27 protein-coding genes and 1 tRNA gene are annotated in these 25,465 nt (G+C 72.5%); 17 read left to right on the top strand and 11 right to left on the bottom strand.

The features are described from left to right. Positions 1–90 precede the first annotated feature (90 nt). Entirely contained in the window at positions 91–798 is a 708-nt protein-coding gene (locus tag ASF17_RS03735; protein WP_055795321.1) for a GAF and ANTAR domain-containing protein, read from the top strand. A 76-nt stretch (positions 799–874) separates the two neighbouring features. Here ASF17_RS03735 and ASF17_RS03730 read toward each other — a convergent pair whose 3' ends face one another. Both ASF17_RS03730 and ASF17_RS03725 read right to left on the bottom strand, forming a co-directional pair. Beyond that, entirely contained in the window at positions 875–2,587 is a 1,713-nt protein-coding gene (locus ASF17_RS03730; protein WP_156357276.1) for an ABC1 kinase family protein, read from the bottom strand. A gap of 5 nt (positions 2,588–2,592) precedes the next feature. Beyond that, positions 2,593–3,135 (bottom strand): PadR family transcriptional regulator, encoded by a 543-nt coding sequence (locus ASF17_RS03725; RefSeq protein WP_055795320.1) that lies wholly within the window; start codon positions 3,133–3,135, stop codon positions 2,593–2,595. 226 nt (positions 3,136–3,361) lie between these two features. On the opposite strand from ASF17_RS03725, the gene ASF17_RS03720 reads away from it, so the two are divergent. The 6 genes from ASF17_RS03720 to ASF17_RS03695 all read left to right on the top strand — a co-directional run bounded on the left by ASF17_RS03720 (position 3,362) and on the right by ASF17_RS03695 (position 8,557). Further along, the gene (locus tag ASF17_RS03720; RefSeq protein WP_055795317.1) at positions 3,362–3,649 is read left to right on the top strand and encodes a hypothetical protein; all 288 of its coding nucleotides are present in this window, start codon (positions 3,362–3,364) and stop codon (positions 3,647–3,649) included. 86 nt (positions 3,650–3,735) lie between these two features. After that, on the top strand, positions 3,736–5,067 hold the full coding sequence (locus ASF17_RS03715; RefSeq protein ID WP_055795316.1) for a cytochrome P450: 1,332 nt from the start codon (positions 3,736–3,738) through the stop codon (positions 5,065–5,067). Between the two features lie 328 nt (positions 5,068–5,395). Further along, positions 5,396–5,677 (top strand): hypothetical protein, encoded by a 282-nt coding sequence (locus ASF17_RS03710; protein WP_055795314.1) that lies wholly within the window; start codon positions 5,396–5,398, stop codon positions 5,675–5,677. An 87-nt stretch (positions 5,678–5,764) separates the two neighbouring features. After that, on the top strand, positions 5,765–6,481 hold the full coding sequence (locus ASF17_RS03705) for a GAF and ANTAR domain-containing protein (protein WP_055795311.1): 717 nt from the start codon (positions 5,765–5,767) through the stop codon (positions 6,479–6,481). After that, positions 6,474–7,187, top strand: a complete 714-nt coding sequence (locus ASF17_RS03700; RefSeq protein WP_055795310.1) for a GAF and ANTAR domain-containing protein — start codon at positions 6,474–6,476, stop codon at positions 7,185–7,187. The genes ASF17_RS03705 and ASF17_RS03700 overlap by 8 nt, the downstream gene beginning before the upstream one ends. Positions 7,188–7,249: 62 nt before the next feature. Then, positions 7,250–8,557 (top strand): alpha-amylase family glycosyl hydrolase, encoded by a 1,308-nt coding sequence (locus ASF17_RS03695; protein WP_055795308.1) that lies wholly within the window; start codon positions 7,250–7,252, stop codon positions 8,555–8,557. 65 nt (positions 8,558–8,622) lie between these two features. On the opposite strand, the gene ASF17_RS03690 is transcribed toward ASF17_RS03695, so the two are convergent. The 3 genes from ASF17_RS03690 to ASF17_RS03680 form a co-directional block, all read right to left on the bottom strand. Then, a complete protein-coding gene (locus ASF17_RS03690; RefSeq protein ID WP_055795306.1) occupies positions 8,623–9,489 on the bottom strand; it encodes an SDR family oxidoreductase in 867 nt (288 codons plus the stop codon). 80 nt (positions 9,490–9,569) lie between these two features. Further along, positions 9,570–9,932 carry a DMT family transporter gene (locus ASF17_RS03685; protein ID WP_055795304.1) on the bottom strand — a complete coding sequence of 121 codons (363 nt, stop codon included), beginning with the start codon at positions 9,930–9,932 and terminating at the stop codon, positions 9,570–9,572. Beyond that, positions 9,932–10,246 carry a DMT family transporter gene (locus tag ASF17_RS03680; RefSeq protein WP_055795302.1) on the bottom strand — a complete coding sequence of 105 codons (315 nt, stop codon included), beginning with the start codon at positions 10,244–10,246 and terminating at the stop codon, positions 9,932–9,934. The genes ASF17_RS03685 and ASF17_RS03680 overlap by 1 nt, the downstream gene beginning before the upstream one ends. A 95-nt stretch (positions 10,247–10,341) precedes the next feature. Between ASF17_RS03680 and ASF17_RS03675 the strand changes: the two genes are divergently transcribed. The 3 genes from ASF17_RS03675 (at position 10,342) to ASF17_RS03665 (ending at position 12,830) form a co-directional block, all read left to right on the top strand. After that, positions 10,342–10,911 carry a TetR/AcrR family transcriptional regulator gene (locus tag ASF17_RS03675; RefSeq protein ID WP_055795300.1) on the top strand — a complete coding sequence of 190 codons (570 nt, stop codon included), beginning with the start codon at positions 10,342–10,344 and terminating at the stop codon, positions 10,909–10,911. A gap of 142 nt (positions 10,912–11,053) precedes the next feature. Then, positions 11,054–12,094 carry a permease gene (locus ASF17_RS03670; RefSeq protein ID WP_082475016.1) on the top strand — a complete coding sequence of 347 codons (1,041 nt, stop codon included), beginning with the start codon at positions 11,054–11,056 and terminating at the stop codon, positions 12,092–12,094. Further along, a complete protein-coding gene (locus tag ASF17_RS03665; RefSeq protein ID WP_055795298.1) occupies positions 12,087–12,830 on the top strand; it encodes a TIGR03943 family putative permease subunit in 744 nt (247 codons plus the stop codon). The genes ASF17_RS03670 and ASF17_RS03665 overlap by 8 nt, the downstream gene beginning before the upstream one ends. 108 nt (positions 12,831–12,938) lie before the next feature. On the opposite strand, the gene ASF17_RS03660 is transcribed toward ASF17_RS03665, so the two are convergent. After that, positions 12,939–13,011, bottom strand: a tRNA-Arg gene (locus ASF17_RS03660). A 75-nt stretch (positions 13,012–13,086) separates the two neighbouring features. Further along, positions 13,087–13,371, bottom strand: a complete 285-nt coding sequence (locus ASF17_RS03655) for a hypothetical protein (protein ID WP_055795297.1) — start codon at positions 13,369–13,371, stop codon at positions 13,087–13,089. 161 nt (positions 13,372–13,532) lie between these two features. On the opposite strand from ASF17_RS03655, the gene ASF17_RS03650 reads away from it, so the two are divergent. Then, positions 13,533–14,393, top strand: a complete 861-nt coding sequence (locus ASF17_RS03650; RefSeq protein WP_055795294.1) for a phosphatase PAP2 family protein — start codon at positions 13,533–13,535, stop codon at positions 14,391–14,393. Positions 14,394–14,530: 137 nt separating this feature from the next. Here ASF17_RS03650 and ASF17_RS03645 read toward each other — a convergent pair whose 3' ends face one another. Beyond that, positions 14,531–15,724: a VIT1/CCC1 transporter family protein gene (locus ASF17_RS03645; protein WP_055795292.1), complete on the bottom strand. Its 1,194-nt coding sequence runs from the start codon at positions 15,722–15,724 to the stop codon at positions 14,531–14,533. Positions 15,725–15,910: 186 nt separating this feature from the next. On the opposite strand from ASF17_RS03645, the gene ASF17_RS03640 reads away from it, so the two are divergent. Then, positions 15,911–16,822 carry a DUF429 domain-containing protein gene (locus ASF17_RS03640; protein WP_200913419.1) on the top strand — a complete coding sequence of 304 codons (912 nt, stop codon included), beginning with the start codon at positions 15,911–15,913 and terminating at the stop codon, positions 16,820–16,822. Here ASF17_RS03640 and ASF17_RS03635 read toward each other — a convergent pair. Next, positions 16,798–17,184 (bottom strand): YchJ family protein, encoded by a 387-nt coding sequence (locus tag ASF17_RS03635; RefSeq protein ID WP_055795290.1) that lies wholly within the window; start codon positions 17,182–17,184, stop codon positions 16,798–16,800. The genes ASF17_RS03640 and ASF17_RS03635 overlap by 25 nt on opposite strands. A gap of 43 nt (positions 17,185–17,227) precedes the next feature. Further along, positions 17,228–17,641: a VOC family protein gene (locus ASF17_RS03630; protein ID WP_055795288.1), complete on the bottom strand. Its 414-nt coding sequence runs from the start codon at positions 17,639–17,641 to the stop codon at positions 17,228–17,230. 183 nt (positions 17,642–17,824) lie between these two features. On the opposite strand from ASF17_RS03630, the gene ASF17_RS03625 reads away from it, so the two are divergent. From ASF17_RS03625 to ASF17_RS03605, 5 genes are all read left to right on the top strand, one after another. Next, positions 17,825–18,220, top strand: a complete 396-nt coding sequence (locus ASF17_RS03625) for a hypothetical protein (protein WP_055795286.1) — start codon at positions 17,825–17,827, stop codon at positions 18,218–18,220. A gap of 14 nt (positions 18,221–18,234) precedes the next feature. Next, positions 18,235–19,110, top strand: coding sequence for a metallophosphoesterase (locus tag ASF17_RS03620; RefSeq protein ID WP_055795284.1), 876 nt, complete (start codon positions 18,235–18,237; stop codon positions 19,108–19,110). Positions 19,111–19,386: 276 nt separating this feature from the next. Then, positions 19,387–20,403 (top strand): NAD-dependent epimerase/dehydratase family protein, encoded by a 1,017-nt coding sequence (locus ASF17_RS03615; RefSeq protein ID WP_055795282.1) that lies wholly within the window; start codon positions 19,387–19,389, stop codon positions 20,401–20,403. A 301-nt stretch (positions 20,404–20,704) separates the two neighbouring features. Beyond that, a complete protein-coding gene (locus ASF17_RS03610) occupies positions 20,705–21,607 on the top strand; it encodes an aminotransferase class IV (protein WP_235476330.1) in 903 nt (300 codons plus the stop codon). A gap of 248 nt (positions 21,608–21,855) precedes the next feature. After that, positions 21,856–22,107, top strand: a complete 252-nt coding sequence (locus tag ASF17_RS03605) for a hypothetical protein (protein WP_055795277.1) — start codon at positions 21,856–21,858, stop codon at positions 22,105–22,107. Positions 22,108–23,196: 1,089 nt separating this feature from the next. Here the strand turns inward: ASF17_RS03605 and glgX are convergent. After that, the gene (glgX, locus tag ASF17_RS03600) at positions 23,197–25,245 is read right to left on the bottom strand and encodes a glycogen debranching protein GlgX (protein ID WP_055795275.1); all 2,049 of its coding nucleotides are present in this window, start codon (positions 25,243–25,245) and stop codon (positions 23,197–23,199) included. Positions 25,246–25,465 lie beyond the last annotated feature (220 nt).

Here is a 25,465-nt window from a genome sequence, read left to right as displayed (position 1 = left end):
ACCGGCGTCGTGACTAGGGTCGTTCGCAGGGGCGCCGACATCGGGCACGCACCGATCGCCCGATCACATCCCTCGACGGAGACGCAGACCGTGACCGACAATCCCGCTGACATCGCCCGCCTGTTCGTGGATCTCGTGGCGTCGCTCAGCGCGGAGGGCGGCCTCGTGGACGCCATGGACGTCATCGTCCGGGGGACGACCGAGCACACGCGGGCCGTCGAGGCGGCGGTGATCCTCGCCGCGGATCACGACACGTTCCGCCCCATCGCCTCGACGCGGGAGCGCACCCTCGACGTCGAGGAGGCGCAGATCGGCGCCAGCGGCGGGCCCTGCATCGACAGCATCCGAGACCTCCGGAGCATCGAGGTGCCCGATCTCCGCGAGGCGACCGAGCTCTGGCCGGAGTTCGTCGCCACCGCCGTGGACTCCGGTCTCGGGGCCGCCCTCGCCATGCCCCTGATCGTCGACGGCCGGGCGATCGGCGGACTCAACGTGTTCCTGCGGACCCCCGGCCGCCTCGACGACGACGAGAGGAGCTTCATCGAGGCCATGGCGCAGGTCCTGGCCATCAGCCTGCAGGAGCGCAACGCACTGCGTCGGCAGGAGGCCCTGACGACACAGCTTCAGGGCGCCCTCGACAGCCGGATCGTCATCGAGCAGGCGAAGGGCGCCCTCGCCCAGCGGCACAGCACCAGCGTCGGCCAGGCGTTCATGCTGCTCCGCGACGACGCCCGGACGAACAACCGCACTCTGCAGGAGACCGCGCAGCTCGTCGTCCGCCGCGAGATCCTGCTCTGATCCTGCCCCAGGCGACAGCGGGCCGCGGCACCCCCGGGGTGCGTCGGCCCGTCCGAGCCGGCTCCGGCACGGGTCGTCAGCCCGGCAGGCGTCCGGCAAGCAGGGCGTACAGCCCGGGCACGATCGAGGCGATCATGAGCACGGTGCCGAGTCCGTCGTCGTCCGCCCTCAGCACGGCACCGGCGATCAGCAAGCCGCCGAAGAGCACGGCGGCCAGCACGCGCCTCGCCGTCCGCTCGATCCGGCTCAGCTGACGTTCGATGCGCGGGCTGCCGACCTCGAGGGTGCCGTCCTCCAGCCGCGTGACGAGGTGGTCGAGCCGACCGGGCAGCCGCACCGTGACCTGGGCCGCGTCGAGCGCCCGACGCGCGACGTCCTGCACCGCGTTGCCCCTCTCGTCGCGCACGAGTCTCGCGGCGTAGGGCTCGACCGAGTCCCAGAGGTTGAAGGCCGGGTTTAGGGCGCTGGACACCCCGGAGGTGAGGGTCACCGACCGCAGGACGAGCAGGAAGTCGTCGGGCAGCTGGAACGGCAGCGACCTGATCAGCTCGCCGAACTGGCCGGCGAACTCGCGGTACTCGCGCGGGTCGACCTCTCGCAGCTCGGCGAAGCCCATGCCGCCGAACCGGGCGAAGGTCGCCGACACGGCCCGCTCGAGCTCGCGGGTGTCCGCACTCGGCAGCAGCACCCCGAGGTCGCGCATGGCGTTCACCATGCCGCTGCCGTCGCGCGAGGCGGCGGCGATCAGCAGCTGGCGGAGGCCGTTCCGGGTGCCCGTCGGCACCTCGCCCATCATGCCGAAGTCGATGAAGGTGAGCCGCCAGGGCCGTTCGCCGTCGGCCGCCTCGATCGGGGTGACGAAGATGTTGCCCGGGTGCGGATCGGCGTGGAAGAAGCCGTTCGAGAAGAGCTGGTCGAACATGACGGCCGCGAAGACGGGGGCGACCTCGTCGGGGTCGATGCCGGCGGCGCGGAGGCCCTCGATGTCGGTGATCTTGACGGCCGAGACGTCCTCGAGCACGAGGATCCGTCGGGTGCTGCGCTCCCAGACGACGTCGGGCACGCCGACCCGGTCGTCATCGGCGAAGTCCGCGGCGAACCGCGCCGAGTTGGCCGCCTCGTTGAGGTAGTCGATCTCCTCCAGGCTGGTGCGGGCGAACTCCTCGACGAGCGCGGGGGCGTCGACCCGGTCGGAGACGAGGCGCACGTGACTGAGCCAGCCGCCGACCCTCCGGAGCGCGGCCAGGTCGACGTCGACGATCCGGTCGATGCCCGGACGCTGCACCTTGAGCACGACGTCGACGAGGCCGGTGTCGGCCGAGTCGACGGGTCCGAGCGTGGCGCGATGCGCCTGACCGAGCGACGCGGCCGCGATCGGCTCGGCCGAGACGGACGCGAAGACGCGATCGAGCGGCATCCCCAGCTCGGCCTCGGCGAGCGCCTTGATCTCGGCGAAGGGCACGGGCGTGACCTCGTCCTGCAGACCCTCCAGCTCTTTCGTGATCTCGGGCGGCAGGACGTCGAGGCGCGACGACAGGTACTGCCCCACCTTGATCATCAGACCGCCGAGGTCGAGGGCGAGCACGTGGAAGCCCCGGGCGAAGCGCTGCATCCGACGCGGGCGCGTCCGGTCGGCGATCCAGCGCAGACCGAGGCGGGGCAGCACGAGCTCGAACCACCAGCTCACCGCCAGGTGGCGTGACGCGAACCGCAGGATTCGGCGGTAACGGGCGCGACCGGCACGGTCGTGCACCGGATGATCGGCCTCGTCGGGACGGGGCGACGCCACCCGCGTCAGTCTCGGGCGAGGATCGAGTAGATGCGACGGCGGGCCTCGTCGAGGACCGCCACCGCCTCGTCGACCTGAGCGGAGGTGCCGGTGCGACCGACCTGGGCGGTGGCACGGGCCAGTTCGACCCCGGCCCGGGGCAGCGCGGTGCGTCGGTCGCCCGTCGATCGCTGGGGAGCCCACGGGTCGGAGGCGTCCGCTCCGTCGACGCCGGCGGCGGCCCGCCCGGAGTCGGTCAGCGAGTAGACCTTGCGACCGTCGGTCTCCTCCGCGACGATCAGGCCCTCGTCGGCGAGGAGCTGCAGGGTCGGGTAGACCGAGCCGGCGCTGGGCTTCCAGTCGCCGCCGCTGCGCTCGTCGATCTCGTGGATGACCTGGTAGCCGTGCATCGGCCGCTCGGCGAGGAGGGCGAGGATGGCGGCGCGGACCTCGCCGCGGGGGGCGCGGGCGCCGTCACGGCGATCGAAGGTCGAGCGCAGCTGATCCATCGCCTGCCACATCCCGTCGAGGTCGACGCTGAACGAGCCGGGTGTACGCGAGGTGCTCATGATGATCTCCTGTCGAGGGTCGAGCGATACCCGAACGATATACCCGGGCTCCGAGACGGAGCAGAGCCGACGCCCAGGCTCCCGTTCCGCCCCTATAGGCCACGATCGCGGGGGCCGCAATCCCGTTCAAGAAAATCAAGCTCAGTCATAATCTCGAGGCACGCCCCCGGATGGGGGCCCGAGATCACCGCAGCAGCTCGCCCGCCGCCGACCGAGGGACCGCATCATGACCATCACCGCCAGCGCCATCCGCCCCGTCTCGTCTCTCGCCGACGGCGACATCCGTTTCGACGAGCTCGCCCGCGATCAGTGGCGGGTCGTCGACGCGCGACTCCCCCACGACGACGCCACCGCGGTGCTCGGCTTCGTCTGCGTGGTCGCCGGCCTGCTCGAGGTCACCACGCTCGCCCGCCCGCTCGAGATCGAGTTCTGCGCCGATGAGCGCGCCGCCCGCGCGGTGTTCCTCGACGCGCTCGAGAAGGCGCAGATCCCCTCGGCCCTGCGGGCCGTCTGACGTCACGACACCCGGCCCCTGCCCGTCGCCGGGCCGGATGTCAAGCGCCCTCCGGCGGCGGACCGCGGCTCCCCGTCGCTGGCACCATGACCCGCATGATCCTCCGTGCATTAACAGACGATTCGCTCTCGCTGATGACCCGCGGCTACGGCTTCGGTTCGCGGATCTGGGATCGGGTCGCACCCGACGCCCGGGCGGCGCCCCTCGGCCTGCTGGGCGATGACGCCCTCCTCGTGAGAGGAGCGGAGGCCGTCGAGCTCTTCTCCGACGGCGACGTCATCGCCCGCCACGGCGCGATGCCGGGGATCGTGCAGGGCACGTTGTTCGGCAAGGGCTCGGTGCACAGCCTCGACGGTGACGATCACCGTCATCGCAAGGCCACCTTCGTCGACGTCGCCTACGACGACGCGCAGGTCGCCCGCCTCACGCCCCTGTTCGCGCGGGAATGGCGCGCCGAGCTCGACGAGTGGCTCGCCGGCGGCGAGCGTTCGGCCTACGACGCGGCGGTCGGCGCCTTCGGTCGCGCGGGCATGCGCTGGGCCGGCCTGCCGGGCACCGCGGCCGCCAAGACCCGATGGTCGGCACGACTGGCGCAGATCGTCGACGGCTTCGGGGTGCCCTACTCGCCCGAGTACCTGCTCGCGGCCCTCCACCGGCGCTGGTCGGATCGTCACGCCGAGCGCCTGATCGAGTCGACCCGGGCCGGGCGCCTCACCCCCGACGCGGGCACGGCCCTGTTCGAGTGGACCTGGCATCGCGACCGCGAGGGCCGTCTGCTGCCGGCCCGGCTCGCGGGCATCGAGCTGCAGAACAGCATCCGCCCCCTGATCGCCGTCTCCCGCTTCGTCGCGTTCGCCGCGAAGGAGCTGCACGACCGCCCCGAATGGAGGAGGCGCATCGCCGCCGAGACCGCGGAGCGCGGCTCGCTCGTCGACGGCCCGCTCGCGGTCGCCTTCGCGCAGGAGATCCGACGCACGGCCCCGTTCGTGCCGATGCTGCCGGGGCTCACCCGACGCGACGTCGAATTCGACGGACTCACCGTGCCCGAGGGAGGGCGCCTCGTGCTCGACATCCTCGGCACGGACACCGACCGCGCCTCGTGGGAGCGCGCCGACGAGTTCGACCCCGAGCGCTTCGTCGGAGTCGACGACTACGAGGCCATCGCCGCGTTCATCCCGCACGGCGGTGCCGGGGTCGCCACCGGCCACCGCTGCCCCGGCGAGAAGCTCGCCATCGCGGGGCTGGCCGCCGCCGTGGCGACCCTGAGCGACCCGAGGGTCACCGTGCTCGACACGGGACTCGAGGTGAACCGGCGTCGCCTGCCGACGAAGCCCGCCTCCGGCGGGCGGGTGCGCGCGACCGGCGACGCTCCTCGCTGCCCGGTGCACCTCCCGCGGGGCCACTCCCCGCGCCGCTGAGGGAGAGCGGGCGCGATGTCAACCCCGTGCCCGCGGGCCGCGGCCAGGGCAGGATGGAGTCACTTCCTGATCGAGTCTTCACGGGCACCGCGACGGCCCTCAGGCCGGGCGCGGCAGGGAGTTCGGTGCGGCGCGGCTCGCCGCCGGGTCGCGGCCTCGGGCGTGGGGTCGCGGCCCGCCCCCGCACGCGTCACCCGTTCCGGCCCCGTCCGGGCCGGAAACCATCACCAGCTCTGCACATCCCTGCGGATTCGACCAGGCCCCTCCGTCTCCAGACCTCGGACGCGACGCCCCGAACGACCCACCGCGACCAGACGAACGAGGTCTCATGTCTCTCACCACCCTGCACACCGGCCAGCACAGCGTGGCCCTGGCCCCCACCAGCGATCTCCCCGAGATCAAGCGCCGGATCCTCGCGGCCTCCGAGGGCGAGACGGCCTTCGTCGAACTCGAGACGGCGACCGGCAGCCGGGTGTCCCTCCTCGTCACACCGCTCACCGAGGTCTGGCTCGAGGTCGTCGAGAACCTCGCGCAGGGGTTCGACGAGCCCGATGTCGCCTACCCCGACTTCGACGACCTCGACTGGTCGTTCGGAGGACCACCGAGCTGACCGACCCCCTCGACGCCGACCCCCTCCACGTCGCGGACGCCAGGGCGACGCGACCCGATAGGTTTGGTCTCGACGTGAGGGGGTGGGATGTCCAAGCTCGACGAGGCGGTCCGAGCGATCGCCCTTGCCCCGAACGCCGACGCTCTGTCCCGACCGTTCCTCGACCTCTTCCCCGTGACGGGCGTCTCGGTCGCGACGGTGGGCTCCGTGCTCGGCAACGAGACCCTCACGGCGACCGACGGCACCGCCGAACGGCTCGACGAGCTGCAGTTCGACCTCGGCGAGGGCCCCTGCTGGGACTCGATGCGCTCGGGCTCGCCCGTCATCCTCGCTGACGCCCGCGCGTCGACGCCGGCGGTCTGGCCCCTGTTCGGCGCGGCCCTCCAGAGCCTCGACGTACGGGCGATGTTCGTCTTCCCGGTCCGGGTGGGTCCTCTCGAGCTCGGCGCCATCGACATGTACTCCGACCGGGCGGAGTCACTGCCTGACGAGGCGGTCGACGATGCCCGCCTGCTGGCGCGGGCCGTCAGCCGCGCCGTGCTCAAGAACGGCATCGAGCGACAGGCGCACGATGCCGGAGTCGAGCCCGACCCCGTCGGGTCCCACTCGCGCCGCATCGTGCACCAGGCGACCGGCCGGGTCATCGTCCAGGCCGACGTCTCCGTCGACGACGCGTACCTGCTCATCCAAGGTCACGCGTACTCGACCGGCGCCCGAGTGACGGACGTCGCCGCAGAGATCCTCGACGGACGCCTCTCGTTCTCGGCCACAGAATTCGGAATCGAGGAACACCGCAATGACTAGCTCCGAACGGGAGACCCATCTGGTCGACCTCTTCACCACATTGGCCGACACGCTCGTCGCCGAGTACGACGTCGTCGATCTCCTCCAGACCGTCGTCGAGACGAGCGTCGCGCTCTTCGACGTCGCCGCGACCGGCATCCTCCTCGCCGACGACGACGGCGCCCTCGACATCGTCGCGTCGTCGAGCGAATCGCTCGATCTCGTCGAGGTGCTCGAGGTGGGCGCGCAAGCGGGCCCCTGCCTCGACTGCTACACGAGCGGCAAGCCGGTCATGGTCGCCGACCTCGTCGACGGTCCGCCCCGGTGGCACAGCTACGAATCGATCGCCACGCGACGCGGCTTCCGGTCGTCGTTCGCCATCCCCCTGCGCCTCCGCTCCGAGACGGTCGGCACGCTCACCCTGCTGCGCGACCGGCCGAGCGAGCTGGCTCCGCGCGACCTCCGCGCCGCTCAGGCCCTGGCCGACGTCGCTACGGTGGGCATCCTCCACGAGCGGACAGCCCGCCAGAGCGCTCTCGTCCAGCAGCAGCTGCAGAAGGCGCTGGGCAGTCGCGTCGTCATCGAGCAGGCCAAGGGGGTGCTCTCCGAGTCGCTGTCCGTCAGCACGGACGACGCCTTCGAATCCCTCCGCTCGTACGCCCGCCGTCACAATCTGAAGCTCGCCGACGTGGCCCGCGACGTGGTCTCCCGACGCATCGCGCTCTGATCCGGCCGTCGGTCGGGTGCGCGCCAGGCCGGCGTCCGCCCTCGACCCGTACGGTGTGAGAGGTGAACAGCTCGAAGCACACCATCTGGTGGCACGTCTATCCGCTCGGCTTCGTCGGGGCCGACACGACCGGGGCGGACCGCTCGCCGGCACCGCGCCTCCTCGATCTGGTCCCCTGGCTCGACCATCTGCTGGCGCTCGGCGCCAACGGCCTCGCCCTCGGGCCGGTGTTCGCCTCGTCGACGCACGGTTACGACACGATCGACTGGTTCGCCGTCGACCCGCGCCTCGGCACCGAGGCCGACCTCGTGACGCTCATCGACGCGGCGCACGCGAAGGGCGTCCAGATCATGCTCGACGGGGTCTTCAACCACGTCGGCCCCGAGTTCCCCGACCTGCTCGAGGCGCGACGCGACCCGTCGTCGCCGGCCGCCGCGCTGTTCCGTCGCGACGACGACGGCGGCCTCGCGACCTTCGAGGGCCACGGCGGCCTCATCGCGCTCGACCACGACTCGCCCGAGGTCGCCCGCCGCGTGACCGACGTGCTCACGTACTGGTGCGATCGCGGGGCGGACGCCTGGCGACTCGACGCCGCGTACTCGGTCCCCTCGGCGTTCTGGGCGACCGTGCTGCCGCCGCTGCGCGAACGCCACCCCGACGTGTACGTCGTCGGCGAGGTGCTGCACGGCGACTACGTCGCGGCCGTCGCCGACGGAGCACTCGACAGCGTCACCCAGTACGAGCTGTGGCAGGGGGTCTGGCATGCGCTGAACGACGTCAACCTGCACGAGCTCGAGTGGGCGCTGCAGCGCCACGACGGGTTCCTCGAGCACTTCGTGCCGCTCACGTTCGTCGGCAATCACGACGTGACCCGCATCGCCAGCCAGATCGACGACGACCGTCACCACGATCATGCGGTGGCGCTGCTGCTGACGCTCGGCGGCACGCCCACGATCTACTACGGCGACGAACTGGGGCTCCGGGCCCTGAAGGAGGAGCGGGTCGGCGGCGACGACGCCGTGCGCCCGCCGTTCCCCTCGGCGCCCGTCGACGAGCCGGGGCTCGGGGTGGACGGCGCCGTCCCCGAGGTCCTCGCGCTGCACCAGGAGCTCATCGGCGTGAGACGCCGTCACCCCTGGCTGCACACGGCGCGCAGTCGCACGATCGCGGTCTCGAACGAGACGCTCGTGCTCGAGATCACCGGGGACGGGCCGGACGAGGCGCTCGTCGTTGCGCTGAATCTGGGTGACGACGAGCTGCGCGTGCCCGAGCCGGCGCCGGGCGAGTGGCTCGCCGGGCGCGACGCGGGGCTCGACGGCGACGTGCTCTCGGTCGGGCCGCACGGCTGGGCCGTGGTCGCACGCCGCTGAGGCGCGTCCGGCCGCACCGCGTCCGGCCGCACCGCGAGCGGCGGGGCCGGCCGCACCGGCCCGCCTCAGAGCCCGAAGCCGCCGTCGGACGTCAGCACCTGGCCGACCACCCAGCTGCCGGCCGAGGTGACGAGCCAGCCGATCAGCTCGGCCGGGTCCTCCGGTCGTCCGACTCGGCCGAACGGCGTGCTCGCGAGCTGCTCGGCGAGGTCGTCGAGCGACCGGTCGGTCGTCTCCGGGTCCAGGTAGCCGGTATTCACGGGCCCCGGGTCGATCGTGTTCAGCACGATGCCGAGCTCGAGCAGCTCGGCGGCCACGGTGGGGGTGACCCCGGCGAGCGCCGCCTTGCTCGCGGCGTAGGCGACCTCGCCGCGCATCGCGCCGTGGATCTGCCCGGACGTCATCCAGATGACGTGACCCCGCGCCTCCTCGTAGGGGCCCGTCCCGACGATGCGGTCGCCGGGGCGGCGCGGGGTCTCGACCCGGGGTGCCCGCAGACGGGCGAACGCGGTGGTGAGCAGCAGCGTCGAGCGCGTGTCGACCTCCCAGAACGCGGTGAGGCGCTCGGGGGTCATGTCGAGGATGCTGCCGTCGTCGCCGCTCTTGGCGTGGTTGCAGACGAGCACGTCGAGCGACCCGGTCAGCTCGGTGGCGACGCTCATCACGCGGCCGATGCTCTCCGGGTCGGCGAGGTCGGCGGCGACGTCGGCGAACGAGGCCCCGGGGGTCAGGTGCGCGCGGATCCCGTCGCGGACCGCGTCGAGGTCGTCGCCGCCCCAGGGCAGCTCGAGGTCGTGCGGGCGGTGGTGCTGCACGACGACGCTCGCACCGAGCGCGGCGAGCTTAGTGGCGACGGCGAACCCGATGCCGCGGCGTCGTGAGACGCCGGTGACGAGGGCGGTCTTGCCGTGGAGGGGCAGGGCTGCGGACATGCTGAACCGATCGATCGAGCGCCGAGGAGGCGCGGGGCGGGTACTCGACGGAGGCTCAGCAGCACTGCATGGCCCACACCCTAGCGACCCGTCGGCTCGTCGACCACCTCCGCCGCCGCGGCGGGGCGGGGCCTCAGCAGCTTGAGGCCGACGACGCTGGCGACGATGCCGGCGAGGAACAGCACCCGCAGGGCCGTGACCGCCTCGCCGCCCGTCAGCATGCTGTACGTGACGGTGAACGCCGCGCCGAGTCCGGCCCAGATCGCGTAGGCGGTGCTGATCGGGATGTGGCGGGTGACGTAGGCGAGGGTGAGCATCGAGGCGGCGAGCGCGACGAAGAACACGATCGACGGCGTGAGGACGCTGAGCCCGTCGCTCCGGCCGAGGGCGGTCGCCCAGACGGCCTCGAGCACGGCGCTGACGACGAGCACGATCCACGGCATCAGCTGACCACCTTGAGGCCGATGACGCAGCCGATCAGCAGGGCCAGCAGGATGCCGCGGCCGATCGTGAGGACCTCCTGCTTGCGGACGACGCCGATGACGACCGTCAGCACCGCGCCGATGCCGACCCAGACGGCGTAGGCCGTCCCGACGGGGATGTCGTTCATGGCGAGGGCGAGGCCCACCATGCTCAGGGCGAGCGCGACGACGAACAGCGCCGTCGGCCCCCGCCTCGTGAAGTTCTTCGACGCCCCGAGGGCCGACGCCCAGACGGACTCGAGCACCCCCGAGACGATCAGCAGTGCCCAGGCCATGTGCCGCTCCGTTCGCAAGTGGATAGTCGCACGACCGTACGACCACGAGGCCCATTCTTAGCACGGATCTCGTACGGATGTGCCAAAATGCGGGGATGCCCCGGACGATGGATGTCGACGAACGACGACGAGTGGTGTCGGAGGCGGCCTGGCGGGTGCTCGTCCGCGACGGCCCGGCCGAGATGTCGGTGCGCCGGGTGGCGGCCGAGGCCGGCCTGCCCCCGTCGTCGCTGCGGTACACGTTCCCCACCCAGGCGAGCGTCCGGAGCGCGGCCGTGCACCTCCTGGTCGAACGCGTCCGGCAGCGGGTCGTGCGAGCGGCGGGCGCCGCGCGGGGCGTCGACAGCGCCCGCGCGATCCTGCTCGAGCTGCTGCCGCTGGACGCCGAGCGACGGGACGAGATGGAGGTCACCGTCTCGCTGATGGCCCTCGCCACGGCCGAACCCGCCCTCCGCGAGGCGCACGAGCTGAGTCACCGCGTCGTGCGCGACGTCTGCGCCGAGGCGCTCGCCCATCTCGGCGCCTCGCCGAGCGACGTCGACCTCGATCTGACGCACGCGGTCGTCGACGGCCTGGCGCTGCATCTGCTCGCCTACGATCTCGGGCAGGACGCGTCGTGGGCGATCGCGGCGCTCGACCGGCACCTCGGATCGCTGCGGACGTGAGCCTCGGAGGCGCGGTGCGGCGGTCCCGGCGAGCGCGCCCTCCCCGCCGGCCCCTCATCGACGGCCTGTACTGTCTGCGGAGGCCGACTCACGGGTCGCCGCCCGACAGACGACCCGACGACTCCTGCGAGACTGGGACGACATGACCGATCTCCTCACGAGGGACCGCCCGCGGGTGGCCCGACGCGCGCAGCGCACCGGCCTGCTCGTCGCCGCCGGGGTGCTGGCGCTCGTCTTCGTCGTCCGCGCCCTGACCGGCGACATCGCCCTCGTCGACCTGCCGAACGTCGGCCAGGACCTCGTCACCCTGACCACCAGCGTGCTCATCGAGTCGCTCGGATTCGTCATCCTCGGCCTGCTCATCTCGGTGCTCGTGCAGGTGTGGATCCCCGACCGGTGGATCGTGAAGGTCCTCCCCCGCAACGCGACCGCGCGGCGGATGGTCATCTCGGTCCTCGGGGTGCTGCTCCCGGTCTGCGAGTGCGGCAACGTGCCGCTCTCACGCGGGCTCATCGCCAAGGGGTTCTCGGTGCCCGAAGCGATGACGTTCCTCGTCGCCGCGCCGATCGTCAACCCCGTCACGATCCTCACGACCTTCCAGGTCTTCGGCTTCGACGACGGCATCCTCGTCTCGCGCGTCGTCGGCGGCTTCGTGATCGCGAACCTGATCGGATGGCTGTTCAGCCGGCACCCCGCACCGCAGAGGCTGCTCACCGAGTCGTTCGCCGCCGACTGCGCCGTCCCCGCGAGCGACGCCCACGACCACGACCACGACCACGGTTCGCGGTGGCAGGAGAGCCGCGACGTGATGGCCCGCGAGTCGGCTGCGGTCATGCCCGCGCTGGTGCTCGGGGCGTTCATCGCCGGCCTGGTGCAGGTCGCCGTCCCCCGCAGCGTCCTCGTGACCCTCGGCAGCAACCCCGTCTGGTCGGTCCTCGCCCTGATGGCCCTCGCGTTCGTCATCTCGATCTGCTCGAACATCGACGCGTTCTTCATCCTCCCGTTCGCCTCGACGTTCCTGCCCGGCGGCATCGTCGCCTTCCTGCTCTTCGGTCCCATCGTCGACATCAAGATGCTCGCCATGATGAAGACCACCTTCACGACCACGACGCTCGTCCAGCTCACGACGGTCGTCGCCCTCACGTGCGCCGCGATCGGATTGATGGTGAACTTCTATGCCTGACCTCAAGCGCTACCAGGGCCTCGCCCTCATCGGCGTCATGTCCGCCTCGACCCTGTGGCTGGCCGCCACCGATCAGCTCGAGCTGTACGTCGCCCCCAAGCACGCCGTCTTCGCCGTCATCATGTCGGCGCTCGGACTCGCCGGCGTGCTCTTCAGCGCCATGCGCGTGACGGTGCATCGTCACGGACCCGCCCCGCGCCTCCTCGGTCGGGCCCTGACGGGGGTCGGAGCCGCCGTCGCCGTCGTCGTCACCGGGGCCATGGTGCTGCTGCCGCCGGCGACGCTGACCTCGGCCACGGCCGCTCAGCGCGACGTCAACAGCACCGCCCCGCTGACGAGCAGCACGACCCTCGACGAGCAGTCGGCACCCGACGCCTCGACGGCGAACCTGTCGCTGCTCGACTGGGCTTCGCTGCTGCGGCAGACGAGCGACCCGGCGTTCTACGAGGGCAAGACGGTGCGCGCGACCGGCTTCATCACCCCCGACGCCGACGACCCCGACAACGTCTTCTACGTCTCGCGCTTCTACATCAGCCACTGCGCCATCGACGCCCAGGCCGTCGGGATCCCGGTGCACCTGCCCGACTGGACCAGCACCTACGAGCCCGACCAGTGGGTCGACCTCGAGGGCCGGTTCACGACGAACACCAGCGCGGCCAGCGACCAGCCGACGGCCGTGACCGCCGACTCGATCGAAGCCGTCGCGGAGCCGGACGACCCGTACATCTACCAGTAGGGCCGGCCGAGGCCTCAGGAGACGGGCGGCAGCCCCGCCCGGGGCCACCCCGGCCGAGCCCGCAGACGGAGAAAGGCCCCGCCGACGAGGGCGGGGCCTTTCAGAATGTGCGCCTGGAGGGACTCGAACCCCCAACCTTCTGATCCGTAGTCAGATGCTCTATCCGTTGAGCTACAGGCGCATTTCTCCGGCCGATTGGCCAGAGGAAACACTACACGAGGCAGGGCCTCCCCGCCAATCGGGACGGAGGCGCGGGTTACGGAGCGCGCGGACCCTCGGCGTCGTCGTGCCGCTCGCCGAGCAGTTCGTCGATGTCGTCGGCGTCGGCGGTGCCCGTCCGGTCGCGCATGTCGCCGGTCGCGTCGCGGCCGGTGACCTCCTCGCCGTCGGCCTTCTCCGCCGCGTCGGGCGACGTGCCGCCGTCGGGCGCCCCGCCGTTCTCCGACACCTCGACGGGCTTCTGGTCGTCGCGGTCTCCGAACGTGGAGTCCTCGTCGGTGACCCCGCCCTGCTGCGGCTCGTTGCTGTTCGTCGTGCTCATGGATCCTCCTCGATCGGGTGGTGACCAGTCTTCACCCGGCCGGCCCGCGCCTCCCAGGCTGATCGCAGCGAGCACCGTCGAACCTGGGAGTCCCTCGTCTTTCCGCGGATTCGGTGCCCGGTGGGAGCTTGCGCCCAGCAGTGGTGTTGTTTCATTATCCGGTGACCGCTTCTCCGACCCTCTCCGCGCCCACGGCCGTCCGCCGTTCGGGCGCCACGAGGTGGGTCGTCACGTCGGGCGTCTCGTTCGCCGCCCTCGTCGGCGTCTACTTCGCCGCGGTGCTCACCCCGGCCGGGCAGCAGATAGAAGACAGCATCCTCGCCTCGGTCGAGGGCGACACGCTGCTGCAGTCCGGGGTGGCCCTCGACGCGATCTCACCCACGGCCGTCCTCGCCGTCCTCGCCCTCACCGTCGGGGTCGCGCTGATCCGCCGACGCCCGGGCGCCGCGATCCAGTCGGCCGTGATCATCATCGGCGCGACGGTGACCGCGCAGGTTCTCAAGCAGGTCGTGCCCCGACCCGACCTGACCGGCGAGCTATACAGCAACAGCTTCCCGAGCGGTCACGCCACGATCGCCGTCGCCGGTCTCCTGGCCGTGATGACCGCCTTCGGCCGGCACCTGCGACCGCTCCTGTTCGTCATCGGCACCGCGTTCGCCGCGATCGTCGCCGAGCAGACCGTGGCCTACGGCTGGCACCGGTGCAGCGACGTCGTCGGCTCGTGCGCCGTCGCCCTGCTCTGGCTCGGCATCGTGCGGTTCGCCGCCACCCGCTGGTCGCGGCCCACCACGACCACCGACCAGGTGGGCGTCAAGTCGCACGCGGTGACCTCGAGCATCATCGGTCTCGCGGTGGTCGTCTGCCTGGCGACCTCGGGCGCGGTCTGGGGCATCGGCATCGGCAGCGACATGAGCCTCACCGGCACGACCGGCTACGGCGTGCTCGACGGCGCGCGCCTCGCCGCGGCCGGGGTCGTGCTCGTCACGGCGTGGATCGCCTGGAAGCTCGACCGCCGGGTCTGACCGCGGGGTGGGGTTCGCCGGGTCTGATCGCCGGGTGCGGCCGCTGCCGTCTGGAGGCGCGGGTCGCGACCGGGCAGGAGGCGCGGGTGGTCCCGGTCGCGCGGGTGCGGTCCGGGCGCTGCCGCTCGTTCGAGGGCTCAGGCCCCGCCCGTGCCGAAGAGCAGCCCCAGCGCGTACGTCACGGCGGCGGCTCCGAAGCCGATCGCGAGCTGCCGGAGGGCCCGGCGCAGCGGACTCGCGCCCGAGAGCAGCCCGACGACCGCACCCGTGCCGAGCAGCGCGATGCCGACGAGCACGGCGGCGACCACGACCGCGGTGAGGCCCTCGAGACCGAACAGGTAGGGCAGCACGGCGATGATCGCCCCGGAGGCGAAGAAGCAGAAGCTCGAGCCCGCCGCCCCGAACGCCGTGCCGAGGGACTCGTGGGCGTCGGAGGCCGGGGCCGCCGACGACGCGGCATCCCCCGGCGCCGCTCCCGCGGGCACGTCGCCCTCGGGCGCCGCAGCGTCGGCGGGCAGGGCGGGCGCACCGGTCGCCGGACCGCCGAAGGGCGCCTCGCCCCGGTCGGTCCCGCCGAGCACGGCGCGAGCGCGCGCATCGGCGTCGGCCGCCGTCATCCCCCGAGCGCGGAACACCAGCGCCAGCTCGTTGGCGTCGACGTCGAGGTCGGCGAGCACGCCGCGGGTGGCGGGGTCGGGCGTCGACGCATCGAGCAGTTCGCGCTGCGAGCGCACCGACACGTACTCGCCCGCGCCCATCGAGAGGGCCCCCGCGAGCAGCCCCGAGAGACCGGTCAGCAGCACGACGCGGTTCGGCACCCCGGTCGCGCTGATGCCGAGCACGAGGGCGAGGTTGCTGACGAGCCCGTCGTTGGCTCCGAACACCGCGGCTCGGAACGATCCGGACAGCCTGGTGCGGCCGCGTTCGGCCAGCGCGCGGACGACCTCGCCGTGGATCCGCTCGTCGGCGGCCATCGCCACGGTCGCATCGGCGTCGGTCGCGTACGGCGAGCGGGCCTCGGCGCTCTGCACGAGCGCGAGCACGAAGATCGAGCCGAAGCGGCGGGCGAGGAGACCGAGCACGCGGGTGCGGAGGTCGGTGCGCGCCGGCCGCCCCACCCGGTCTCCGAGCAGCGCGAGCCAGTGCTGGGCGTGACGAGCCTCGGCGTCGGCGAGCGCGAGCAGGATGTCCCGCTCCTCACCGGTGCGGCGGCGGGCGAGATAGCGGTAGGTCGACTCCTCGGCCCGCTCGTCGGCGAGGAACCGGCGCCACCGTCGCAGATCGGCGGGGGTGGGCGCGGCGGCCGCGGGGCCGGTCGGTGTGCTCGACATGCCCCCAGTATCGGTGCTCGCACGCACCCGGCGCAGCGCGAGGCACGGGCACGGGCACGCCGGCGCAGCGCGGAGGCACCGGCACGGGCACGCCGGCGCAACGCGGAGGCACCGGAGCGCCCGCATGCCGTCCGACGGCGGGGCTGCGGCGGGTCGCCGCCGACCCGCACGGGTACCGTCGGGCGTGTGACCTCACCCCGTTTCGTCGGCGTCGACCTCGCCTGGCGCGACTCGTCCCCCGGGCGCCCCGCGAACGAGACGGGCCTCGCCGTCCTCGATGCCGACGGCACGGTGCTCGACGCCGGCTGGGCGCGCGGCGTCGACGAGGTCGTCCGGTGGATCGACGCGTGGGCGACCCCTGGCTCGTCCATCGCGATCGACGCCCCGGTGCTCGTGCCGAACGCGACCGGCATGCGGCCGAGCGAGCGGGAGGTCGGTCGCGCCTACGGTCGCTGGCACGTCGCGGCCAACGCGAGCAGCGCCTCCTTGGCGTGGCTCGGCGGACGCACCCTCGGCGAGCGCCTCGAGACCGCCGGAATGGTCTACGACGACGGGGTCGCTGCCGTGCCGCCCGGCCGCTCGTCGTACTTCGAGTGCTACCCGTACACGACGCTGGTCGGCATGACCGAGCTCGGCTACGAGACCCGCCGGCCGCGCTACAAGAGGCCGGACACGACGCTCCCGCTCGCCGACCGCCGGGCCGCGCGGGCCGTCGTCTGCGACGATCTGATCGCCCGGCTGGCGGCTCTCGACGGGGCCGCCCCTCCGCTGCGCCTCTCGTCCCACCCGGTGTCGCGCCTCCTGATCGACGAGCCCTCGCCCCTCGTCGACCGGGCGTACAAGCACCGCGAGGACCTCCTCGACGCGCTCGTCTGCGCCTGGACGGCGGCGGTCAGGACCCTGACGCCGGAGCGCCTCCAGGTGCTCGGCGCCACGACCGAGCCCGACGAGCGAGGGAGGCGCGCGACGCTCCTCGCGCCGGCTCGCGACTCGCAGCGTCTGGCTCCCCCGCCCCGACCGCTCGTCGCCGCCGCCTCCGCACCGGGCCGCGACTCCGGCCCGTCGTCGTCCCTTCAGGAGACGAGGCCGTCCCGGTAGAGCCAGCGCCGGTCGCGGTCTCGCACGAACCGGCTCGCCTCGTGCTGCACGTGCACCTCGCCGTCCGTCGTCGACCGGGCCTCGAACTCGACGACGCCGGCGTCGTCGAAGGGGCCGCCCTTCTCGGTGCGCACGATGTCGAGCCGGAACCACCGCGTGCCGGGGTCGATGTCGAGATCGGCCGGTCGGGTCGAGGGATGCCAGGTCGCGGCCAGGTAGGCGACGTCGCGCAGCACGTAGGCGGAGTAGCGCGAACGCATCAGCCGCTCGGCGGTGGGTGCGGCGGCACCGGCGTGCAGGGGGCCGCAGCAGTCGCCGTAGACGTCTCCGCTCAGGCAGGGGCAGCGGCTCGCGTCGTCCATGTCGCCATTCTGGCCCGTCGGGCGGGTCCGGTCGACCGCGCGATCAGGCGGCCTCGCCGGAGATGTTGACCATCCAGTGGATGCCGTAGCGGTCGGTCACCATGCCGAAGCTGTCTCCCCACGGAGCCTTCTCGAGGGGGACGCCGACGGTGCCCCCGTCGGACAGCCCCGTGAAGTAGGCGGTCAGCTCGTCGGCGTCGTCGCCGGAGAGCGACAGCGAGATCGCGTTCTCGGACTCGAGCGGGATCTCGTCGGGCCGGTCGGAGGCCATGAGCAGCATGCCGCCCGCGGTCACCAGCTGCCCGTGCATGATGCGATCCCTCTCGGCCGGGCCCCCCATGCCGTACTCGCCGAAGGTGCTGACCGTGAACTCGCCCCCGAGCACGGAGCGGTAGAACTCGAGCGCCTCGCGGGCGGTGTCGCGGAAGGCCAGGTACGGGGTGAGCTGCGTGGGCACGATGTTCCTCCTCGGACGGGCGCCCGGCACGTCGTCGAGCCGGGCGGGGGCGGCGCCTGCGGCAGCCGTAGGGGCATCCTGGCACCGCAGGGTCGGCCGAGGGAAGAGGCGGCCGCCGCTCCCGTCCGGGGGCGACCCGAACTGGGCGTCGTCGGGGTCGGACGCAGGTGGCACAGTGTCACGATGAGCAGTCCGCCCGCTGACGGCTCGCACGCCGTCCACGACTTCGAGCTCGTGTTCGCGCACGTGCGAGCGGTCGTGGGCGACCGGGCCACGAGGCGCACGTCGCCGCGACTCTCGGCACGGATCACGGCCAGGGCCCTGCGCGCGGCCGGGTTCCACCACGTGACCGGCGAACCCCTCGTCGCCGCCGATCTGCGCCGCGACGGCACCCAGTTCTTCGACCGCAGCGAGACCGTGCTGATCGAGGTGCTCGCCCTGCCCCGCTGGTTCTACGGCCTCTACGTCGAGCCCAACACGCCGACGCCCGGGCAGTGGGCCGAGGTCACCGGGATGTTCGACCGGCTCGGCGGCGAACTCGACGCCCGGCTCGCCCCCGCCGACGGCTTCGCGCACTGACCTACGCTCGACCCATGCAGCCACTCGCGCCCGGCGCGCTCCGCCTCGTCCACCTCAGCGACGCCCACCTGACGGGCGACGCCACCCTGCACCAGGGGGTCGTCGACACCACCGCCGCCCTCGACCGGGTGCTGGCCGAGGCGGCGAGGGTCGAGGGGGTGCGGCTGCTGGTGGGCTCGGGCGACCTGTCGGACGACGGGAGCACCGCCTCCTACCGTCTGCTGCGATCCCGGCTCGGCGCCTGGGCGGGCGCCCGGCGTGCGGCCGTGGCGCTCGTGCCCGGCAACCACGATCGGCGCGAGGGCTTCGCCGAGGTGTTCGGCGGTGACCCCGAAGGACCCCTCGACCGCCTCGTCGAGGTCGACGGCTGGCGCATCGTCGGACTCGACACCTCCGTGCCCGGGGCCGGCTACGGCGACCTCCGCCCCGCGCAGCTCGAGATGCTGCGCGAGCTGCTCGCGACGCCCGCCGTGCGCGGCACCGTGCTCGTGCTGCACCACCCTCCGCTGCCCGCGCCGACCGTGCTGCACCGCGCTCTCGCCCTCCGAGCCCCGGAGGCGCTGGCCGAGGTGATCGACGGAACCGACGTCCGCGTCGTCCTCGCCGGGCACTACCACCACCACATCGTCGGCGGCCTCGCCGGCGTGCCCGTCGTCGTGGCCCCCGGAGTCGCCAACGACACCGACGTCTCCGCCGAGGAGGGCACCGAGCGCGCCGTCCGCGGGTCGGGGTTCGTCGTCGTCGACGTCTCGGCCGACGCCCGCGGGGCCGACGGAGTCCGCACCACGGTCGTCCGGGCGCACGACGCGCACGACGGCGACGAGGTCTTCTCGCTCGACCGCGACACGGTGGCGCGGATCGCCGCCGAGGCGGGCCCGCCCGCCGCGTGACGCGAGGTGCGCCCCGAGCGCCGGGCGCGCTGAGTGCTGGGCGCGGGGCGCGCTGGGCGCGGGGCGCGGGGCGCGTTGGGCGCAGGGCGGGCGCAGGGCGGGCGCAGGGCGCAGAGCGCATCGGGCACTCGGGGCGAAGGACCCATCGGGCAGGGCAGGGGCGGCGGCGCCGGGAAGCGGGGTACCCCGCGCGCCGGTCGCTCAGCGGTCGCGCGTACGCTCGCAGCACACGGGGTCGAGCCGCCGCCCCGTTCGGACAACACGGGAGGAACCCGCATGCGCGTGGTCGTCGTCGGAGCAACGGGCAACCTGGGCACGGCCCTCCTCACCCGCCTGCAGGCCGAACCGAGCGTGACGGAACTCGTGGGGATCGCCCGTCGCGGCCCGCGCTCCGCGTCGCCGCCCTACGGCGACGTCACCTGGTACGGCATCGACATCGGCGCGGACGCCGCCCCCGAGCAGCTCGCCGTGGCCTTCGCCGGGGCCGACGCGGTCGTCCACCTCGGCTGGGCACTGCAGCCCAGCCACGATCGCGACGCGATGTACCGGACGAACGTGACCGGCACCTCCCACGTCCTCGATGCGGTCGTGCGCGCCCGCGTGCCTCATGTGCTCGTCGCGAGCTCGGTGGGCGCCTACAGTCGCGGCCCCAAGGGGCGCCGTGTCGACGAGTCGTACAAGACCCGGGGCGTGCGCCGCTCGAGCTACTCGTCGTACAAGGCGACCAACGAGAGCGTGCTCGACCGCTTCTCTCGCCAGCACCCCGACGTCGTCGTCACCCGGATGCGACCGGGGCTCGTGCTCCAGGCGGCGGCCGCACGCGAGATCGTCGGGCTGTTCGCCGGGCGCTGGGTGCCGACGACCTGGCTCAGCCGGTTCCGCCCGCCGTTCCTTCCCCTGTCGCCCCGGTTCGTCGCCCAGATCGTCCACGCCGACGACGTCGCGGACGCCTTCTGGCGCGCAGTCGACCGTCGCGCCGGGGGCGCCTTCAACCTGGCCACGGAGGGTCTCGTCGACCCGTACGTCGTCGCACGTGTGCTCGGCAGCCGAGTCGTCCCGGTGCCGTACCGGGCACTTCGAGCCGTCGTGCTGCTGACCTGGCTGCTGCGGCTGCAGCCGACCGAGCCCGGCTGGCTCGACATCGCCGCGAAGATCCCGACCATGTCGACCGACAAGGCGAGGCGCGAGCTCGGATGGACGCCGACCCGGACCGCCGACGAGACCCTGGGCGAGTTCATCGGCGGACTCGCCACCGGCGCCGAGCACGAGGGGTCGCACCCGCTCAGCGGCTGAGGCCGGCTCGGGCGACCGGCACATGGGCGCTCGTGGTGACCCCCCGCAGACAGCGCCCCTGCGTGTGAAGCTCCGCGCCTGCGGGGTGCCACGAGCCCGTTCGAGCCGGGCGTGTTCCACGTTACGGTGCCAACCTGTGTGCCACCAGCATTCGGTGGCGTGAAAAGTCCAGATCAGAAGGGCTTTTACCTAGAAGCACTAACTAGACGGACTAGGAACGTCGACCGGAGGATCGCCGTGTCGGTGGTGTCGGGCATGCTGGTGTCGAGGGCGCGCTGTCGCCCAGCCGAGGAGACCCGTCGTGACCGCTCAGCCCCCTGCCACCGTCGCCGTAGTCGACCGGCCCATGCGGGGCATGCCCGTCCAGGGCCCGTCCGACGTCGGCTACCGGCTCGTCGACCCCGACCTCGTCACCATCCACGTCACCGACCTCGGCGTCACCCGCGGTGACGGCGTCTTCGAGGGCCTGGGCGTCGTCGACGGGGCGGTGCAGGCGCTCGAGCCGCACCTCCTGCGCCTCGCCCGGTCGGCGGCGATGCTCGACCTGCCCGAACTCGATCTCGACGTCTTCCGTGCCGCGTGCCTCGCGTCGGCGGCCGCGCACGAGCCGGCCCCGTTCCTGCTGCAGAAGCTCGTCGTGACCCGCGGGCTCGAGGGCGGCGACGGCACGCCGACCGCCTGGGTGCGCACCGCCGTGATGGACGACCCGGCGATCGAGCGTCGTGACGGCATCTCGGTGGTCTCACTCGACCGGGGTTACCGACACGACGTCGCCGAGACCTCCCCCTGGCTGCTGCAGGGGGCGAAGACCCTCTCGTACGCCGTGAACAAGAGCGTGCTGCGCGAGGCCGCGCGCCGCGGTGCCGACGACGTCCTCTTCGTCAGCAGTGACGGCTACGCGCTCGAGGGGCCCTCGGCCTCGCTGCTCGCCCGCTTCGGCGACCGCTACACGACCCCGCGCCTCGACCTGGGCATCCTGGCGGGCACCACCCAGGCGGCCGCCTTCGAGGCGCTCGAACGGCAGGGCGTCACGGTCGAGTACGCGCTGCTGACACTCGACCGGGTGCGCGAGGCGGATGCCCTCTGGCTCGTCTCGAGCGGTCGGCAGATCGCCCCCGTGACCACTCTCGACGGGGTCTCCGTGCCCGTCGACGGCGCCGAGACCGAGCGTCTGGGCGAGGCGCTCGTCGGGCGACGGCGCTGAAGACGAAGCGGTCGTGTCCGCAATGCGAACTCCTCTGGGCGGCGACTGGACGCCCCCATCCCCCGATGCGAGAGTGAAAGCGCACTGATTCACGGCAGTGCGACACCAGTTCCCCTCACGGTGACCACAGGGACACCAGAAATGAGATGAACAATGCTCTCTGCAACCGACTCCACCTCGCCGGCCGTTCTCGACCTCGCCGAGACCCAGCCGCTCGACCTCGCCGCCCTCTTCGCGGAAGACGCCGTATGAGCGCCGCGACACTCGCCCGCCTCTCGCACGAGTCGCTCGTCGCCCACATCCGCGCCCGCGTCGATGTGTCGAGCGACAGCTTCTACCGTCGCGAGCCCGGTGTCTCCGCCGTCCGCATCACCGCCTATCCGAAGCGCCGCCGCCTCACCGCCGGCCCGGTCGCCGCGGCCCCGATGACGACGACCGTCGTCGAGCCCACGTACGCCGATTTCCTCCGCGGGTCGCTCGGCCAGCTCGCCTCCGCCTGATCCGCTCCGCCGAGGGCCCGCTCCGCCGTTCGGCGCAGCGGGCCCTCGGCGTCTGCGCCGTCGGCGGCGTGTGCGGCATGTGCGGCCTCATCGGCATCTGCGGCGTCTGCGGCGTCGCCGGCATCCGCGGCGGCGCCAGCTGGCGTCGGCAACTCCTGCCTCATGCACCCGAGCGACGCGCAGCGGGCGCTGAACCAGCTGACCGACGCCCAGTGCAGGAGTTGCCGACACCCTCCCGCGCACGCGATGAGCGCCGACGCGGCGGGCCCACCCCTCCGCGGCGACGCCGGACCTTGCCGAACCGGCCCGGCCCGAGCCGGACTGCGCCGAGCCTTGCCGGGCCGAGCCGCGCCGGGCCGAGCCGTGTCGGGACGGGACGGGCCGTGTCGGCAACTCCTGCTTCCTGCACCCGACCGACGGCGAGCGAGGCCGGACCAGCGGAACCGACGCCGAAATGCAGGAGTTACCGACGCCCGCCCGCGCACACGACGCACCCCCGGGACGGGCCTGGCCTGGCCTGGCGGCAACTCCTGCCTCCTGCACCCGGCCGACGCTGAGCGAGGCCGAACCAGCGAAACCGACGCCGAAATGCAGGAGTTGCCGACGCCCGCCCGCGCACACGACGCACGCCGACGCGCGGACCCACCCCTCTCGGGGCGACGCCGGACCTTGCCGAGCCAACCGGGCCGGGCCGGAACGGGACGGGCCTGGCCTGGTGGCAACTCCTGACTCCTGCACCCAAGCGACGCTCAAGGGGCAGAACCAGCGGAACCGACGCCGATTCACAGGAGTTGGCGACACCCGCCTCAGGCCCACGTTGGGCGATGTCGGCGCATCGCCGCGACCGGCGACAACTCCTGACTCCTGCACCCGAGCGACGGTCCGCGTGGCCGCCCCGGCGGGACCGACGCCGAAGTTCAGGAGTTGCCGACGCCCGGCACGCGGCACTCGGCACTCGGCACTCGGCACTCGGCACTCGGCACGCAGCATGCGGGACGCAGCACGCAGCACGCGGCACGCGGCACGCGCATGGGCGCGCCTGCCCGGGCTCCCGACCGCAAGGGGCCGGGAGGCTCGGGTCGAGACCGCCTACGAGGCGCGGCTCCGCAGCAGCGTGAAGCTCGCGTCACGCACGAGCAGCGTGGTCACGGCGCCCTCGACCCGCTGGTCCGGGTCGCTCGAGACGGCGAGCTCCCACTCGCCGTGCGGTGCGTCGGGCACGTTGAACTCGACGACCGAGGTCGAGCCGTTGACGAGGTAGGCGAACGCGTCGGCGTCCTTGTGGGTGAGCACGAACGTGATCGCCTTGTTCTCGCCCTGCTGCCAGTCGCCCGTCGAGAACGAGTGGTCGTCGGCGCGACGCACCTGGACGTGGTCGTCGCTCTCGACCTCGGGCGCGTAGCGGAACCAGTCTGGGCGCAGCGCCGGGTTCTCACGGCGCAGGGTGATGAGCTCGGTCGTGAACGCGAGGAGTTCGCGGTCGGCTCCGGCCCAGTCGAACCACGAGATCTCGCTGTCCTGGCAGTAGGCGTTGTTGTTGCCGCCCTGCGTCCGGGCCATCTCGTCGCCGCCGAGGATCATCGGCACGCCCGCGCTGACGAGCAGCGTGCCGAGGAAGTTCCGGCGCTGGCGATCGCGGTACTCGTTCACGGCCGGGTCGTCGGTCGGGCCCTCGGCTCCGCCGTTGAACGACTTGTTGTCGCTCTCGCCGTCCTGGCTGTCCTCGCCGTTCTCCTCGTTGTGCTTCTCGGCGTAGCTCGTGAGGTCGGCCAGGGTGAAGCCGTCGTGGGCGGTGACGAAGTTGACGCTCGACAGAGGCGAGCGGCGGTCGGCCTCGTAGACGTCGGGGCTGCCGAGGACGCGGTCGGAGAAGGTCGACAGGACTCCGGGCTCGCCGTTCCAGAACTCGCGCACGTCGTCGCGGAACTTGCCGTTCCACTCCGACCAGTCGGCCGGGAACCCGCCGACCTGGTAGCCGGCGGTGTCCCACGGCTCGGCGATCATCTTGACGCTGCGCAGCACCGGGTCCTGGTGGATCAGCGTCAGGAACGCGCTGTGCTCGCTGGCCTCCCCGCCCTGGCGGGTGAGGGTCGTGGCGAGGTCGAAGCGGAAGCCGTCGACGTGCATCTCGGTCACCCAGTAGCGGAGGCTGTCCATGATGAGGGCGAGCGCCGCCGGGTGGCTGACGTTCAGGCTGTTGCCGGTGCCCGTGGTGTCGAAGTAGTTCGCCTCGTCGCCCTCGACCAGACGGTAGTAGGCGGCGTTGTCGATGCCCTTGAACGAGATGGTCGGGCCCATGTGGTTGCCCTCGGCGGTGTGGTTGTAGACGACGTCCATCCACACCTCGAGGCCTGCGGAGTGCAGGTTCTTGACCATCTGCTTGAACTCGGCGACCTGGCCGCCGCGGGTGCCGGCGGCCTTCGAGGCGTACTCGTCGTGCGGGGCGAAGAAGCCGATGGAGTTGTAGCCCCAGTAGTTGCGGAGCCCCTTCTCCTCGAGGTGGCTGTCCTGCACGAACTGGTGCGTGGGCAGCAGTTCGACCGCCGTGACGCCGAGGTCGGTGAAGTGCTTGATGGCGGCGGGGTGACCCATGCCGGCGTACGTGCCGCGGATCTCCTCGGGCACGTCGGGGTGCTGCTTCGTGAAGCCCTTGACGTGGACCTCGTAGACGACGGTGTCCTCGAGCGGGGTCAGCGGACGTCGGTCGTCGCCCCAGTCGAAGTCGCGGTCGGCGATGACGTTGCGCGGCATGGCGGCGGCGGAGTCGGAGTCGTCACGCGTCTCGGGCTCGTTCATGTCGTGGCCGAAGACGGCCTGACCCCAGTCGAAGACGCCGTCGAGGGCGGTCGCGTACGGGTCGAGCAGCAGCTTGCTCTCGTTGTGACGGAGGCCGTTGGCCGGGTCCCAGGGGCCTGCGACACGGAGGCCGTAGCGGGAGCCGACCCGCGCCTCCTCGACCACGGTGTGGAACACGTGCCCGGTGCGGGAGTCGAGCTCGAAGCGCGTCTCGGCGCCGTCGTCGTCGAAGAGGCAGAACCAGATGCGGTCGGCGGTCTCGGAGTACACGGCGACGTGCGCGCCGCCGTCGGGCAGCGGAGTGACGCCGAGGGGGTAGGGCATGGTGCGGGGATCGGTCATTTCTCTAGATGTACAGCAGCCGCGAGCGCGAGGGCCAAGCTGAGCGCGCCGGCGCCGGCGTACCCCGTCCGCGCCCCAGCCGAGGAGGCGCGGGTCAGGAGGTGCGACTCAGACGCGCAGGCCAGGAGGCGCGGGTCAGGACGCAGGACGCCCAGGCCAGAGGGCGCGGGTCAGGACGCGCGACCGAGGAGGCGCGGCGCAGGACGCAGGTCGCGCGGGT

Origin of the sequence: Frigoribacterium sp. Leaf263 (assembly GCF_001422285.1) — a bacterium.
Classification (GTDB): domain Bacteria; phylum Actinomycetota; class Actinomycetes; order Actinomycetales; family Microbacteriaceae; genus Frigoribacterium.
This window is presented reverse-complemented; position numbering and strand designations above follow the sequence as displayed.

Coding starts and splice junctions, on each gene's coding strand:
- ASF17_RS03615 (WP_055795282.1), top strand. CDS start 19,387: ATGCGCGTGGTCGTCGTCGGAGCAACGGGCAACCTGGGCACGGCCCTC.
- ASF17_RS03665 (WP_055795298.1), top strand. CDS start 12,087: ATGCCTGACCTCAAGCGCTACCAGGGCCTCGCCCTCATCGGCGTCATG.
- ASF17_RS03685 (WP_055795304.1), bottom strand. CDS start 9,932: ATGCCGTGGATCGTGCTCGTCGTCAGCGCCGTGCTCGAGGCCGTCTGG.
- ASF17_RS03605 (WP_055795277.1), top strand. CDS start 21,856: ATGAGCGCCGCGACACTCGCCCGCCTCTCGCACGAGTCGCTCGTCGCC.
- ASF17_RS03715 (WP_055795316.1), top strand. CDS start 3,736: ATGACCCGCATGATCCTCCGTGCATTAACAGACGATTCGCTCTCGCTG.
- ASF17_RS03725 (WP_055795320.1), bottom strand. CDS start 3,135: ATGAGCACCTCGCGTACACCCGGCTCGTTCAGCGTCGACCTCGACGGG.
- ASF17_RS03690 (WP_055795306.1), bottom strand. CDS start 9,489: ATGTCCGCAGCCCTGCCCCTCCACGGCAAGACCGCCCTCGTCACCGGC.
- ASF17_RS03705 (WP_055795311.1), top strand. CDS start 5,765: ATGTCCAAGCTCGACGAGGCGGTCCGAGCGATCGCCCTTGCCCCGAAC.
- glgX (WP_055795275.1), bottom strand. CDS start 25,245: ATGACCGATCCCCGCACCATGCCCTACCCCCTCGGCGTCACTCCGCTG.
- ASF17_RS03700 (WP_055795310.1), top strand. CDS start 6,474: ATGACTAGCTCCGAACGGGAGACCCATCTGGTCGACCTCTTCACCACA.
- ASF17_RS03680 (WP_055795302.1), bottom strand. CDS start 10,246: ATGGCCTGGGCACTGCTGATCGTCTCGGGGGTGCTCGAGTCCGTCTGG.
- ASF17_RS03710 (WP_055795314.1), top strand. CDS start 5,396: ATGTCTCTCACCACCCTGCACACCGGCCAGCACAGCGTGGCCCTGGCC.
- ASF17_RS03645 (WP_055795292.1), bottom strand. CDS start 15,724: ATGTCGAGCACACCGACCGGCCCCGCGGCCGCCGCGCCCACCCCCGCC.
- ASF17_RS03635 (WP_055795290.1), bottom strand. CDS start 17,184: ATGGACGACGCGAGCCGCTGCCCCTGCCTGAGCGGAGACGTCTACGGC.
- ASF17_RS03620 (WP_055795284.1), top strand. CDS start 18,235: ATGCAGCCACTCGCGCCCGGCGCGCTCCGCCTCGTCCACCTCAGCGAC.
- ASF17_RS03655 (WP_055795297.1), bottom strand. CDS start 13,371: ATGAGCACGACGAACAGCAACGAGCCGCAGCAGGGCGGGGTCACCGAC.
- ASF17_RS03670 (WP_082475016.1), top strand. CDS start 11,054: ATGACCGATCTCCTCACGAGGGACCGCCCGCGGGTGGCCCGACGCGCG.
- ASF17_RS03625 (WP_055795286.1), top strand. CDS start 17,825: ATGAGCAGTCCGCCCGCTGACGGCTCGCACGCCGTCCACGACTTCGAG.
- ASF17_RS03675 (WP_055795300.1), top strand. CDS start 10,342: ATGCCCCGGACGATGGATGTCGACGAACGACGACGAGTGGTGTCGGAG.
- ASF17_RS03720 (WP_055795317.1), top strand. CDS start 3,362: ATGACCATCACCGCCAGCGCCATCCGCCCCGTCTCGTCTCTCGCCGAC.